This is a genomic window from uncultured Roseibium sp. (assembly GCF_947496995.1).
GTDB lineage: Bacteria > Pseudomonadota > Alphaproteobacteria > Rhizobiales > Stappiaceae > Roseibium.
Window position 1 is genome coordinate 1,683,826 of record NZ_CANMFD010000001.1, and the last position, 14,669, is coordinate 1,698,494.

The 14,669-nt window shown below is 61.8% G+C and carries 7 protein-coding genes; 4 read left to right on the top strand and 3 right to left on the bottom strand.

The window, feature by feature from the left end:
* Positions 1 to 8 precede the first annotated feature (8 nt).
* The 4 genes from Q1B40_RS07515 to Q1B40_RS07530 all read left to right on the top strand — a co-directional run bounded on the left by Q1B40_RS07515 (position 9) and on the right by Q1B40_RS07530 (position 6,308).
* Positions 9 to 695 (top strand): response regulator transcription factor, encoded by a 687-nt coding sequence (locus Q1B40_RS07515; protein ID WP_299811996.1) that lies wholly within the window; start codon positions 9 to 11, stop codon positions 693 to 695.
* Complete coding sequence (locus tag Q1B40_RS07520; protein WP_299811998.1) at positions 679 to 2,130, top strand: HAMP domain-containing sensor histidine kinase; 1,452 nt, start codon at positions 679 to 681, stop codon at positions 2,128 to 2,130. The genes Q1B40_RS07515 and Q1B40_RS07520 overlap by 17 nt, the downstream gene beginning before the upstream one ends.
* Positions 2,120 to 5,077 carry a bifunctional [glutamine synthetase] adenylyltransferase/[glutamine synthetase]-adenylyl-L-tyrosine phosphorylase gene (locus tag Q1B40_RS07525; RefSeq protein ID WP_299812000.1) on the top strand — a complete coding sequence of 986 codons (2,958 nt, stop codon included), beginning with the start codon at positions 2,120 to 2,122 and terminating at the stop codon, positions 5,075 to 5,077. Before Q1B40_RS07520 ends, Q1B40_RS07525 begins: the two co-directional genes overlap by 11 nt.
* A 190-nt stretch (positions 5,078 to 5,267) precedes the next feature.
* Positions 5,268 to 6,308: a T3SS effector HopA1 family protein gene (locus Q1B40_RS07530; RefSeq protein WP_299812002.1), complete on the top strand. Its 1,041-nt coding sequence runs from the start codon at positions 5,268 to 5,270 to the stop codon at positions 6,306 to 6,308.
* A gap of 110 nt (positions 6,309 to 6,418) precedes the next feature.
* Here Q1B40_RS07530 and Q1B40_RS07535 read toward each other — a convergent pair whose 3' ends face one another.
* The 3 genes from Q1B40_RS07535 to pepN form a co-directional block, all read right to left on the bottom strand.
* Entirely contained in the window at positions 6,419 to 8,941 is a 2,523-nt protein-coding gene (locus tag Q1B40_RS07535; protein ID WP_299812004.1) for an autotransporter domain-containing protein, read from the bottom strand.
* A gap of 418 nt (positions 8,942 to 9,359) precedes the next feature.
* On the bottom strand, positions 9,360 to 11,714 hold the full coding sequence (locus tag Q1B40_RS07540; RefSeq protein WP_299812006.1) for a PAS domain-containing sensor histidine kinase: 2,355 nt from the start codon (positions 11,712 to 11,714) through the stop codon (positions 9,360 to 9,362).
* Positions 11,715 to 11,871: 157 nt separating this feature from the next.
* Positions 11,872 to 14,520 (bottom strand): aminopeptidase N, encoded by a 2,649-nt coding sequence (gene pepN, locus Q1B40_RS07545; RefSeq protein ID WP_299812008.1) that lies wholly within the window; start codon positions 14,518 to 14,520, stop codon positions 11,872 to 11,874.
* Positions 14,521 to 14,669: the final 149 nt, after the last annotated feature.

Here is a 14,669-nt window from a genome sequence, read left to right on the forward strand (position 1 = left end):
AGGGGGGTATGTTGAGAATTCTCGTTATTGAAGATGATCCCGAAGCTGCCGGTTATCTCGTCAAGGGCCTGAGTGAACTCGGCCATACGGCGGACCAGGCGGCCGACGGACAGACCGGGCTGCAGATGGCCATCGACAGCAGCTACGATATTCTCATCGTCGACCGGATGCTTCCGAAGCTGGACGGGCTTTCGCTCATCAAGGAACTGCGCCGGGAAAACAACCACACCCCGGCCCTGATCCTTTCCGCGCTTGGTCAGGTGGACGACAGGGTGAAAGGCCTTCAGGCCGGTGGTGACGATTACCTTCCCAAACCCTACGCATTCACCGAGCTGCAGGCCCGTATCGAGGCTCTGGCCCGACGCCCGAAGTCGGCCCAGCAGGTGGAAACGACCTACACCGTCGGTGACCTGACACTTGATCGCATGACCCGTTCCTGCCGGCGCGGCGAAACGGACATCCCGCTCCAGCCGCGCGAATTTCGCTTGCTGGAATATCTCATGCAGCACGCCGGCCAGGTGGTCACCCGCACGATGCTGCTGGAAAACGTCTGGGAATATCACTTCGATCCGCAGACGAACGTGATCGATGTCCATATTTCCCGGCTTCGCGGCAAGATCGACAAGGAATTTGACACACCGCTCCTGCATACGATCCGCGGCGCCGGGTACACCATCCGTGACACGGTTCACTAAATTCACCAGAACGACCGCTTTCAAGCTGTCGCTGCTCTATATCGCCGTCTTCACGGTGATGTCCGGGTTCCTGCTGTTTTATATTTCCGACAGCACCGACACGCTGATGTCGGAGCAGGTTGTCCAGACCGTTGACGCGGAACTGAAGGGACTGTCCGACATCTATGTGCGGGGAGGGCTGCGCGATCTGGTGGACACCATCGACCGCCGCTCCCGCCACCCCGACGCCAGCCTCTACCTGCTGGTCGATTTCGCAGGCAATGCCCTGGCCGGGAACATCGCGCGCCTGCCGACCATCGTGCTGGAGGAGGCCGATGGCGGGCTGCGCAGGGTGCGCTACACGCGCCTCGGTCAGGACACGGAAGACATCGAACGCCAGGCGATGGTCCGAATATTCGAACTGCGCGGCGGGTTCCGCCTGCTTGTCGGCCGGGATCTCGGCGACCAGTTGCTCTTTTCAAATCTGCTGGCCAATGCTCTGCGGCTCTGGCTGATCCTGGTCGTGATCATGGCAGTGATCACCTGGCTGTTCGTCAGCCGCCGGGTGATGAAGCGTATCGACGAAATCTCCGCGACCGCCCGCACCATCATGAATGGTGACCTGTCCAGACGGCTGACGCTGGCGGGCAACGAGGACGAATTCGACCGGCTGGCCGTCAGCCTCAACGCCATGCTGGAGCGGATCGAACTGCTAATGCAGTCGATGAGGGATGTGACCGACAACATCGCCCATGACCTGAAGACCCCGCTGACGCGGCTCCGGACCCGCGTGGAAACCACCTTGCGCGAGGCGGAGGGGGAAACGGCGTATCGTCCGGCGCTGGAAGCGACGCTCGAGGAAACCGACAATCTGCTGCGCATCTTCAACGCGCTTCTGCGGATCGCCCGGATCGAATCCACGGCTCCCGGATCGGTCATGGGGCCGGTGGACATCGACAAGCTTGTCGCGGAGATCGCCGAGCTCTACGAACCCTTGATCGAGGATGAAGGCGGTCGGTTGGAAACGGATGTTCCCGCTGGTCTCAAGGCGGACTGCAACAAGGATCTGATCAGCCAGGTCCTCGTCAATCTCATTGAAAACGCCCTAAAATACGGCCGCTCGGAAAGCGGCGAGCTGCTGATCCGCCTGTCCGGCAAGGAAGAGGCCGGCCGCGTTGTACTGACCGTAACGGACGCCGGTCCCGGCATTCCGCAAAAGGATCAGGACCGGGTCAAGGAACGTTTCGTCCGCCTGGAGGAAAGCCGTTCCGAACCGGGCACGGGCCTGGGCTTGAGCCTGGTCAAGGCGGTGGCACGCCTGCATGGTGGAGAATTGCACTTCAACAGTAAGGGTCCGGGCCTTTCCGCCCGGATCGATTTGGCAACGGTGGGTGACGGGGGTGGTGATGGACGGGGCAGGACATCCGAAAACGCAAGACAGCCACTTGGAAGATGACGGCGGAAAAGCCGCGCTCGCCGATCGCATTTCGGTGGTTCCGGTAGCTCCCGATCCTGTCCATGCGGCTCTTTTTCTGAAGGACCTTCTTGCGCATGCAGAAGCCGGGGCTTCCCTCGGTGCGCTCTTTCAGAAGAAGCCGGAAGTGAAAGATTTCCTGACGGGCATTATCGGCAACTCGCCTTTCCTGCGCGATCTCATGCTGACCGACCCCTCAAGGCTTCTGCATATTCTCGAGGAAGGTCCCGAAGTCCGGATCAGGCGAATTCTGGCCGATGCCTCACAAGCGCGCGCCGAGGACGAGGCCGGCATCATGCGGGCGCTGCGTTTGCTGAAGCAGGATCTGGCCCTGACCCTCGGTCTTGCCGATGTCTGCGGAGCGGCGGATCTCGACCTGGTGACCGGAGCCCTTGCCGGCTTTGCCGATGCCGCGCTCACGGCCGCGATCCGGTTCTGCCTGGACGATCTTGCCCGCCGCAACAAGTTCAATCCGCCAGATCCGGAAAAACCGGAAGAAGGCAGCGGCCTGATCGTGCTTGCCATGGGCAAACATGGCGCCAACGAACTGAATTATTCTTCCGATATCGATCTGATCGTTCTCTACGATCCCGAACAGGCTCCCATGGCGGGCACGGCGGAAGCCCCGGTGGAATTCGTCCGGCTGACGCGGCGGCTGGTCAAGATCATGCAGGACAGAACCGCCGACGGATATGTCTTCCGCACCGATCTGCGCCTGCGTCCCGATCCCGGGGCGACTCCGCTGGCGATGTCCGTTCCCGCGGCACTGGTCTACTACGAATCCCTCGGCCAGAATTGGGAGCGCGCGGCGCTGATAAAGGCGCGGCCCTGCGCGGGCGATATTCCGGCAGGGGAAGCGTTCCTGCAGGAAATCGTTCCTTTTATCTGGCGTAAATATCTCGATTTCGCCGCGATCGCCGACGTCCAGTCGATCAAGCGGCAGATCCACATGCACAAGGGCCACAGTGTCATCGCCGTGGCGGGGCACAACGTGAAGCTCGGCCGTGGCGGCATTCGCGAGGTGGAATTCTTCGTCCAGACGCAGCAGCTCATCGCCGGCGGCCGCAATCCCGCCCTCCGGGGCCGGCGGACGCTGGACATGCTGGACGCACTTTGCGAGGCGGACTGGATCCGTCCGGAAGCGCGTGACGAGATGGCGCAAGCCTATCGCTTCCTGCGCACTGTCGAACACCGCATCCAGATGCTCAACGACGAGCAGACCCAGCTTCTGCCCAAGGACAGGGAAGGGGTGATGCGTATCGCCGCGCTGATGGGGTTTGACAGCCTTCAGGCCTTCGAAACGGAATTCCTGGAACATGCGCGCAAGGTCCAGCATCATTACGCGGAACTTTTCGAGGACGAGCCGGCGCTGTCGTCAGAACTCGGCAACCTTGTCTTTACGGGTGACGATCATGACCCGAATACATTGGAAACGCTCTCCGGGCTCGGCTTCAAGAACCCGGCGGACGCCGCCGCCATCGTCAAATCATGGCATTTCGGACGCTACCCGTGCACCCGCTCGTCCCAGGCGCGCGAACGGCTCACGGAACTGCATCCCACTCTTCTCGGGGCCTTGGCCGCCACGGAGAATGCCGACGCGGCGCTGCGGTCCTTTGACAGCTTTCTGGCGAAATTGCCGGCGGGCGTGCAGCTCTTTGCCCTGCTGAAATCCAATCCGCACCTCCTGACGCTTCTCGCCACCACCATGGGCGCCGCACCGCGCATGGCCGATACGGTTTCCAAACGGGTGCATGTGCTCGATGCCGTGCTGGATCCGGCCTTCTTCGGCGCGATGCCGAGTGTCGAGGAGTTCCGCACCGGCCTTGATCGGACGCTCGGGCAGGCGAGATTTTACGAAGAGGCCCTGGACCGCGCGAGGATCTTTACCCAGGAACAGCAGTTTCTCATCGGCCTGCGCCTGATTTCCGATACGCTGTCCGCTGACAGGGTCGGCTTCGCGCTGGCCCGGCTGGCCGAGGTGGTGGTTGACCGTATCCTGACGCAGGTCATGAACCATGTCGGGGAGAGCCACGGCAAGGTTGAGGGCGGGAACGTCGCCGTGCTTGCCATGGGAAAACTGGGCGGCCGGGAAATGACCGCTGCCTCCGATCTCGATCTGATCCTGCTCTACGAGGCTCCGCCGGACGCGAAGATGTCCGATGGCAAGCGGCCTCTGGCGATCCCGCAGTATTACACCCGCCTGACACAGCGCCTGGTCACCGCCCTGTCCGCGCCGACGGCGGAAGGCTCTCTCTACGAAGTCGACTTCCGTCTGCGTCCGTCCGGAAATGCCGGGCCGCTGGCGACCAATCTGGACGGCTTCATCGATTATCAGGAAAAGAGCGCCTGGACCTGGGAGCACATGGCCCTGACCCGTGGCCGGGTGATTGCCTCCACGTCTCAGAGGTTCCGGCAGAAGATCTACGAAAATATCTGCAGGACACTCACGCAGCCGCGCGACACGAAGAAGCTTGCCGACGATGTGCGAACGATGCGTGCCCGGATTGAAAAGGACAAGGGAACAAGAGACATCTGGGATCTGAAACAGGTCGGAGGTGGACTGGTCGACATTGAATTCATTGCCCAGTGCCTTCAACTTGCGCACGCCGGGGAAAACCCGGCCGTTCTGGCGCAGGGAACCGAGCAGGCGCTGGAATTTCTGCGTGATGCCGGCTGCCTGGAAATCGGCGAGGCCGAATTGCTGCTGGAGGCACTGCGGCTCTATCAGCGCCTGACCCAGGTTCTGCGCTTGACCCTCACCGGAAAATTTGTCCCGGCGGAAGCGCCCGGCGGGGTCCTCAACCTTCTGGTCCAGGTCTCGGGAAGTCCGACCTTTGCCCGGCTGGAAACGGAACTTGCCGACCTCCAGGCAAGGGTGCGGGCAGCGTTCGTCCGGCTCGTCGGTGAGGTTCAACCCGCCGGGGACTGATCGGGCAGGGCCTTCCAGGGGGGCGAAGGCCGTGCTGGATCCGAACCTGCCGCGGTTTAGGTAAGCCGGGGTGCGCAGTGTCTCACTATCGGAAAAAGACCGGCGCGTGCTTGCGCGGTGACGCGCGGCACAGGGAAGTGTGGGCCCGATCCTCCAAATTCGCTCCAGGCGAAGTGCACGGAGAGATCAAATGGCGCTGCATCGGGACTTGAAGAACATTGTGGACTGGGCCTGGTTGAGACGGGCGGAACTGATGGAAAAGGCCCGGGCCACAGGTCGGCCGAAAGGACAGACGCATATGTCGCCGGGCAACCGGGCGGTCAGGGAGATTTATGGCTACATCTGCGGCGCGACCGCCGGCAAGCGTGTCTCCGAAAGGACGATGACCACCTTCTCCGGAACGCTCTACAGGAAACTGCACAACAAGCTTGACGGGCGTATCAGATACCTGTGCCAGACCAACGAAGTGAAAAAAATGAGGGATCTTGCAGATTTCCCGGAACCGAGGGACTGGGTCGCCGCATTCATCCATTTTCAGAAGCGTCCGATGCCCCCATGCACCGAACGTGTCTATGTGAATCTCAAGGAGCCGACGAGGGCGAATGCGTTCAGTGCGATCCTGAAGAAGGTCTGGCATCTGCCCGGCGTCACCAGCGCGAAAGTCGCAGCACCCGGTGCGGTCAAGAGCGACACCGTCCTTGTCTACTGCAAAGACAGGGAAACACGCCAGGAAGTCATCAGGATCATCACCAAGTACAAGAAAAGAAACCTAAGATACTTCGGGTCGGAACTTCCGAAACTGGTTGCGTCAGTCGGAACAGGCATCGGACATGGCGCCGAGCCGCCGGACATTCACCCGGAAAGGCCGAACAGCCAGAGGTTCGAAGCCGGTGAGACAGACGGTCAGAGCTTCGGAATGTACCGGGCAATCCTCATCTTCACCGCGCTGGAGCGCACACAGTTTCCCGAAGAGATGAGCCAGGATTTCAGCAGCAGGGCCGGTATCAACCTCAGCAGGTTTCAGAACGCCAATCCGAGACACGGGATGCATCTGGATATTGCCGGGGAACAGAGAAAACAGGTGAACGCCGTCCGCGAGATGGGCCAGAAGATGGAGTTTGAACAGCGGGTGGAGACAATCTTCCGGCTAGCGGGGCTGGACACGGAACACCCGGAAACTCAAGGCAACCCCATCCTGAATGCTCCGCCGCCACCTCCGCCGGTAAATTAGAGCCTGTCGCGTCCAATCGGAGACATGAGGCTCAGGAAGGCGCCCACAGCTGCATTTACATGGTAAATGCGTTCGGGCGATTTCCCGAATTCAATTCAACGCGAATTTCTCTAGAACCGTGCCGAAAGCCTGGCGAATATGCCGTGATCGCGAGCGGTTGCGCCCAGTTCGCCGTTGTAGCTGAGGGAGCCCTTGACACTGTCGCTGAAGCCGAGGTTCAGGCCGGCTTCGACCAGAGCTGCGTCTCGGTCGAGCGGCGTTCCGGAGATTTCGAACGCATCGCCGCCGGAAAACTGCATCGTCGAGGCCGCATCAAGATCGCCGATGGCGTGACGCCAGCCGAGGCTGCCGAACAATGCGGCGTTGAACGCGCCGGTGGCGGCGATCTGTGTTTCCGCCCGAACGCCAAGCGTGGTGGTACCCAGGGTCTGCGAGGTCGAGGCAACGGTGAGTGCCGCCGCACCGCCGGTCTCGGTGAAGCCATCGCTTTGCTGATAGATGAGGGCAGCTCCCGCGAAGGGTTCGATACGGGCGGACCCGGTCTCGAACATATAGCCTGCTTCACCGAAGACATGCGCCGTGGAGGCGGCATAGTCGGCCCGCAGGGTATTTGTCAGCGTGCCCGCGCTGACATTGCGCGTGGTGGAGACATCGTGCCAGGCGTAACCGGCGCCCAGGTGCAGAGCAATCGCGCCGAACTGACGGCCGGCATAGGCCCCGAGTTGATAGCTGTCGGCATCTCCAGACGAGGCGCGGGCATCGGCGTCGAAGCTGCTCTTGCCATAACCGGCCAGCATACCGGCGCGCCAGCCGTTGAAGATGTCCGCATCGAGACCGAGAAAGAAGCCGCCGCTGGTGTGATCCACTTGCGCCGCATTGCTGTCGCCGCTGGTTTCCCCCCAACTGCCATAGGCCTTGCCCCAGGCGGTGACGCCCAGGGAGCTGTCCGGCGCCTCGCCGGGTCCATTGAAGGCGATCATCGGCAGATCGCCGGCCGCCAGGCCGTCGAAGGCGCCGCGGATGCGTTCGCCGACGGCATCGCGGCCGAAGCGGCTCTGCTGGACCAGAAGCGTGTTGGCGGAGGCATGCACCTCGCCCGAAAGACTGTCGAAAGCCTCTCTTGCGTCCGCCCCGCTGAGCACGACGACTGCGTCGTAGACGGTATTTCCCGACCCCAGGCTTTGTACACCATTGGCCGTTGCGCGCTGGTTTCCCGTATTGGCCGTGGACGCCAGGCCGGAACTGTTGCGTGTCAGCGTCAGGGTGACCGCGTTGGCGCCATAGCCGAGCGTGGCGTCCAGATAGGCAAAGTTGTCGCTCACGGAGCCGAAGGTACCGGTGACACCGCTACCTGCGGTCAGGATCGTGTAGGTGGTCGAGGTGTTATAGGTGGAACCGTTGTCTGTGCCGTTTTCAGCCTCGACGGTGACCTTGGCACCGCTGTCGATGGTGACCGTGCCGGTGGCGGCCAGCTTGTCGGAGTTACCGTCCTTGTCGACCTCGACCGCGTAGGTGGAGCCGGAAACGAAGTTGACATTTCCCGCCACATTGAGTGTGCCGATGGAATTGCCGGGCGCGACGGTGGCCCCGGACGACAGCGAGAAACTGCTCACCGTTCCGGTGCCGCCGATGGTTCCGCCGCTTGCGACCGTGATCGCCGTGGTGAAGGTGCTGTTGAAGGCGAGGGTGCCGCCGTTGATGGTGGTGGTCCCCGTGAAGCCTGACAGGTCTCCGCTGAGCTTTGTCACACCGGCTTCACTGACAAGGGTGCCGCTGCCTGTGATGTCGGCATCGAAGGCGTAATCGGTTTCGGTGTGATTGAACACGATCTTGCCGGTGCCGCTGCCAAAGGCCACGGTGTCGGAGTTGAGCGTTCCGGCCGCAGCCGCCGCGCTGCCTGCCGCCGCGCCGATGTTCAGCGTGCCTGTGGACCCGCCGTTCTTTGCGATGCTCAGTGTGCCGCTGCCCGCGTTAAGGGTCATTTTGCCCCCGTCGGCGAGTGTCAGACTTCCCGAGCCGTCATTGCCCAGGATGGACCCGTTGGCCGCCTCGATGAGAGAGCCTTGACCCGTGACGGTCGCGGTGCCGGTCGAGCCCGTGAGCCACCCGATATCGATGTCGTCGCCGCTGAACTTGCCGCCGTCGGAAACCATCAGCGTGCCCGTGCCTTGATTGCCGACATTGACACCTGTGGTGGTGACCCATTGCGACCCCGATCCGGTCACTGTTACCGTTCCCTCGGAACCGGCCTGGTTGCCAATCTGCCCGAGGACGGTCGTGACCTTGCCGCCGTTGGTAATGGTCAGTGTCCCTGTGCCCAGTTCGCCAACGCCGAGGTCGACGCTGTTGAGCCATTGAGACCCGGCCCCGTCCACCGTGATCGTCCCCTCGGAACCGACCTGTTTGCCGAGAGACCCACCAGCGCTCGTGACCTCGCCGCCGGCCGAAACGGCCACCGACCCTGTGCCGCTGTCGCCAATGGTGATCGCGCCGCCATTTGCCCACGGATGGCCCAGTGTGCCCGGGGCCCCGGCGCCGCTGCCGATCACCGTGTAGCTGGCGCCGTCAACAGTATCGATAGAGGCCAGGGCAGGCGACATCGGGGTCAGCAACAGAACGAGACTGCCGGTCATGGCCGTTGCCAGCAGCAGAGTTGCGCGGCGCTGTCGGGACGCGCAGGGAACACATGCAGCGGAGAGACTTTTGGCATTCCGCGGAAAACAGATCGGTGAGAAGGGCATCGGTTCCTGCCTGCGTTCGATAGTCGGCGGCTAAGCCGATTGGCTCCAGTATGAGCGCGTGACGCCGGGGCACTCCCTGAAGACACAAACTCTTGATAAAACAGGTAGAAACAAAAACCTTCCAGTCCACAACCGCGAAGCCGCGGAGATGATGGGGTTCTTGTCGCTTTTTACAATTGATTCACATGTATTTGGAAACGGACGCCTCGAGCAAACCGGCTGGAATACCGAATAAACGGGCAACTGACGGTGAGACGCCGAACCTGACGATTCGGAATCGTCCTGAAAGCCGGGGGCAGGGGGCGCCGGGTCAGGCCGCGTCCGGGTCCGCCAGCGGCAGCGTGAAGCTGACCGTCGTGCCTTTTCGGACTTCCGACTGGATTGTCAGGGTGCCGCCGTGCAGTTCCACCAGAGACCGGGCGATTGCAAGACCGAGGCCGGAGCCCTGGTGGGTCTTGGTGAACTGGTTTTCCACCTGAACGAAGGGCTGGGCGAGACGTTCAATGTCCCGTTCGCAGATGCCGATGCCGGTATCGCTCACTTCGAAGCGCAGCTTGTCGCCGCGCGGACGCGCCCTGAGGGTGACCGTGCCGTCGTCGGGGGTGAATTTCACCGCGTTGGCGAGCAGGTTCAGCAGGATCTGCTTCAATGCCCGCTTGTCCGCCTGGACGGAGATATCCGCAGGCAGATCGGTGTTCACGGTGATGTTCTTTTCCGTCGCGGCTCCCGTGACGATCCGGCTGGCGTCTTCCGCGGCGGCGGAAGCATTGACCGCTTCCGTTTCGATGGTCATCCGTCCGGCTTCGATCTTGGACATGTCGAGAATGTCGTTGATCACGTTGAGCAGGTAAGTTCCCGAGGAATAGATGTCCTTGCAGTAGTCGTTGTAACGATCGGTGCCGATCGGCCCGAACATTTCCTGGGTCATGATGTCCGAGAAACCGATGATCGCATTGAGCGGGGTTCTGAGCTCATGCGAAATATTGGCCAGGAACTCCGATTTCGCCTTGTTGGCCGCTTCCGCCCGTGTCTTTTCTTCCTGGTACTTGTCCGCCAGGTCAACGAGTTGACGGGCCTGGACTTCCAGCGTCTGCCGGGATTTCTGCAGGTCGGTGACAGTGGCCTTCAACCGGCGTTCGGAGTCCAGCAGCTTCTCTTCGTGTTTCTTCAGCGCGGTGATGTCGGTGCCGACCGAAACGAAACCGCCGTCCTTGGTGCGGCGTTCGGAAATCTGCAGCCAGCGGCCGTCTTCCAACTGCGCCTCATAGGAGCCGTCCGGCGCGCCGCCGCGCTGGGTGACAGTGACCGGCTGCGGCGCGACTTCCGCGTTCGAGGCGGCGGCCATCACGTCCTTGTAGGGGGTGCCCGACTTGATCACCGAACTCGGCAGGCTATGCAGCGACTGGTAATTGGAATTGCAGATCACCAGCTCGTTTTTGTGGTTCCACAGAACGAATGCTTCGGAAATTGTTTCGATCGCATCGCGCAGGCGCAGGTCCGCCATCCGGCTTTGCTCGGCCAGCCGATGCTGCTCGGTGATATCGATGCAGATGCCGATCAGATGCGGCTCGGCCCGGCCCGTCTCGGACTGAATCTCTCCCCGGGCACGCAGCCAGATCCAGCTGCCGTCGGCGTGGCGCATCCGGAAAGTCTCGTCGACAAGCGTTTCGCCGCTTTCCAAGAGATGTTCGGCAAGGCCGAGCAGGTCGATGTCGTCCGGATGGGTGATGTCGGCAACGTCGGCAAAGCTCAGGATGTCGTCCTTCGGCTCCCGGCCGAGAAGCTCATAGAGCGAAGAGGACCAGAACATCCGTCCTCTGGACAGGTCCCAGTCAAACAGTCCGCAGCGTCCATGGGTGAGGGCGGTGTCGATCCGTGCCCTCGTGGCGGCATACATCTCATCTGCGGCCTCGGCGCGCGTCGCCTGGCTGAAAAAGCCGTAGATCATCGCGAGAAGAACCAGGGAGGTGCCGACGAAAAGCGTGACATTCGTCGACAGCTCGTCGCGCCATTCGACGAAGATCTGGCTTTCCGGCTGCAGGACGGCAATCATGCCCAGACGGCCGTCAAGGTAATGTACGGTGGCAAGCACCTGTTCGTCTCCATCGCCGCCGCCGATGTCCGCAGGAACGGACAGGACGCCCGCGCGTGCGCCGAAGACGGTCAGGGGCTGGGACGGGCTGAGAATATCGGTGACCGGACGATTTTCCAGAGCCGGCTGCGGCGGTGCTGAGGCGACGATCTTGCCCGTCTCATCCGTGACCAGGAAAATCCGGCCCTTGCTGGTTGCGCCGGCCGGAAGGCTGTTGGCGAGATTGCGTTTCAGGATTGTCCTGTAACCGGCTTCCGGCAGCGCGGCTTCTGCATCGCCAAGGCTGTTGGCGACGACGGTCGCCATCAGGCTGAGCGTACTCTGGGCGGTTTGCCGGGTTTCCGAGAAGCTGTTGATCAGCTCGCCGGTACGGAACATTGCAAGGATGACAATGAAGAGGATCGCCAGACCGGGAATGGCGCGGCGCATGAAGCCGTCCGTGCGCGAAAGGCTTTCCAGAAGGGAAGCGAACAGAGACTGCAAGGGCAAGCCTGCCCGGCTTGCGCTCGTCTTGCTATCCGACTCCTTCTCGCCGCGCCGCGAAATCGCGTCGCCAGCTATTGCTCGCGCCATAGGAAGTGTGCCTCAAAATCCGCCGCCTCGGAGATCGCCCCGAATCACTTCCATTTGAATCAAAAGGTCTGTTTTTGTCCAGCCCCGGCCAAGAAGAAAATGGTTAACGCGTGCCCGTCTTTGCTGGTCTCGCGTTAACTTCTCACAGTATTGCCCACTATTGCAGTGTTCTGTCGACGATATCGCGGCTGTCTCTTGACAGATCTTCGCATGAAGAAACCCTCAGGAGGGCAGATTCAGCAAGGGCAGATCGTTGTGGGTCAAGCGCGCGCCAGGAGCGGAAACTGGTGAGGAGGCGCGAGGCGACTTGCGGATTACGCTTGTCGATCTCCAGAACCGATTCGGCAATCAGCTCAAATCCGGTTCCGTCGGCACGGGCGAACTGGGTAGGATTCCCGGTGGCGAAGGACTGCAGCAAGGCCCGCACACGGTTCGGATTGCCTGCATCGTAAAGCGGCTGTTTCATCAGGGCGCGGACTTTCGCCGGCGTCTCGTCTCCAGGCGCTGTCGCCTGAACCATGAACCATTTGTCCATGGCGAGCGAATTTGTCTCGTGCCGCGCCTTGTAGAGCTCGATGGCCTCCGCTTCACGGGGCATGTGGTCATGGACCATAAGGGTCAGCGCCGCCAGCCGGTCCGTCATGTTGTCGGCTTTGGTGAACAGCTCCCAGACCAGCCCGGCGGCATCGGGGGCTCCGGTGGCCGCGTAGTAGTAGAGCGCCCGGTTGGACAGGGCGCGTTTCCCGGCTGCGGCGGCATCCGGGGAATAGGCGGCATCGCCGGACAGTCCGGTGACCAGGCCGAGAAGAATATCGCCATGCTGGCGGGCAACGGCCTGGCGGAGCAGCTTGCGGGCCGCATGGACAGCATCCGGGTCGACATCCTTGCCGATCTCCTGAGCAATGTCGGCTTCGCTCGGCAGGGTGAGGGCCTGGGCCTTCAGCGCGGCGTCCAGGGACATGTCGCTCAGCACCGACCCGAAGACCCGTATGACATCCTCGGAAGGCACGGCGGCTTTGTCGTCCCGGATCAGACCTGCCAGCCGGACGAGGTCCTGCATTGCAAGGGTCTGCACCGCCTGCCAGCGGTTGAAGGGATCGCTGTCCTGAGCGGCCTGGAACTGAAGCTCGTCCGACTGGAGTTCCTGGTGGAGGCGGACAGGCGCGGAGAAGTCGCGCAGCAGCGACAGGACCGGCGCGGAAGAAATATTGCGGAACGTTATCTCCTGCCGGGCTTTCTCAAGCACAATGACGTCACCGGCAATCCGGGCGCCCTTGGGCGCACTTGTAATGTCGATGTCCTCGCCATTGGGGCCGATCAGACCGAAGCGAAGCGGTATGACGGCGGGTTTGCTCGATTTCTGTCCCGGCACGGGCGGGATTTCCTGGGCGAGGGAAACGGAAAAGGTCTGGTGGCTGGAATCGTAGCGTGTCTTGACCGTCACCACCGGCGTGCCGGCTTGATCGTACCACAGGGCGAATTGACCGAGATCGGTGCCGGCTGCTTCCTCGAAACACGCCAGAAACGCCTCGATGGTCGTTGCCTCGCCGTCATGGCGCTCAAAGTAGAGGTCGAGGCCCGCACGGAATGTCTCACTGCCCAACAGGGTCTTGAGCATGCGCACGACTTCGGCGCCCTTTTCGTAAACCGTGGCCGTGTAGAAGTTGTTGATCTCGTGATAGAGGCGCGGACGCACGGGGTGGGCAAGCGGTCCGGCGTCTTCCGGGAACTGGTGGGATTTCAGCAGGCTCACATCGGCGATACGCTTGACCGGACGCGAGCGCATGTCGGCGGAGAATTCCTGGTCGCGGAAGACGGTCAGGCCTTCCTTGAGGCAGAGCTGGAACCAGTCTCGGCAGGTGATGCGGTTGCCGGTCCAGTTATGGAAATACTCGTGCGCGATCACCGCCTCGATATTGGCGTAGTCCTGATCGGTCGCGGTTTCCGGGGCTGCCAGAACGTATTTGTCGTTGAAGATGTTGAGACCCTTGTTCTCCATCGCGCCCATGTTGAAATCCGACACCGCGACGATGTTGAACACATCCAGATCGTATTCGCGGCCAAAGACTTCCTCGTCCCAGCGCATCGAGCGCTTGAGCGAATCCATCGCCCAGGCGCACAGGGTTTCCTTGCCGTGCTCCACGTAGATGTTGAGCGCGACATCCTTCCCCGAAGACGTGGTGAACCTGTCGGGAACTTCGGCGAGGTCTCCGGCGACAAGGGCAAACAGATAGGCGGGCTTGGGATGCGGGTCGTGCCAGACGGCGTAGTGGCGGTCGGTACCTTCAACGGCACCCTCTTCAACGAGATTGCCGTTGCCGAGCAGCACCGGACAATCCGCCTTCGGTGCCTCGATGCGGGTCGTATAGACCGCCAGAACATCGGGCCGGTCGAGGAAATAGGTGATGCGGCGGAAGCCTTCCGCCTCGCACTGGGTGCAATAGGTTCCCGAGGACCGGAAGAGCCCCATCAACTTGGTATTGGCGTCCGGATTGACTTCGGTCTCGATGGTCAGCTCGAAAGGCGCGGCCGGCGGGCTCTTGATTTCAAGTCGGTCCGGCGCTGCCACATAAGCGGATCCCGGCAGGTCTTCGCCGTTCTGTTTCAGGCCGGCAAGTGCCAACTCGTCGCCATCGAGAACCAGCGGCGCACCTTCTTTGGTGCCCTCTGCCCGGGCAACCGACAGCGTGGCTGTGATTTTCGTTGCCGCCGGGTCGAGAAGAACGTCCAGATGAACCTTGTCGATGCGATAGGCGGGCGGTTGATAGTCTTCCAGCCGGATGGCCGGCGCCGTTTCGGAACGCATCGAGGTCTCCTGAAGCAGATCAGCTGAACAAATCGCGGCGGGAAAAAAGGAAACCCGCCTTTCGCTTAGCCGTTAGCATGATCGGGGTTCATGGCAAAGACCTGTTTCCCTTGCCAGGCCAACGGGTCGGCCGGGAGACCGTAACAGTG

Coding starts and splice junctions, on each gene's coding strand:
- pepN (WP_299812008.1), bottom strand. CDS start 14,520: ATGCGTTCCGAAACGGCGCCGGCCATCCGGCTGGAAGACTATCAACCG.
- Q1B40_RS07530 (WP_299812002.1), top strand. CDS start 5,268: ATGGCGCTGCATCGGGACTTGAAGAACATTGTGGACTGGGCCTGGTTG.
- Q1B40_RS07515 (WP_299811996.1), top strand. CDS start 9: ATGTTGAGAATTCTCGTTATTGAAGATGATCCCGAAGCTGCCGGTTAT.
- Q1B40_RS07540 (WP_299812006.1), bottom strand. CDS start 11,714: ATGGCGCGAGCAATAGCTGGCGACGCGATTTCGCGGCGCGGCGAGAAG.
- Q1B40_RS07535 (WP_299812004.1), bottom strand. CDS start 8,941: ATGACCGGCAGTCTCGTTCTGTTGCTGACCCCGATGTCGCCTGCCCTG.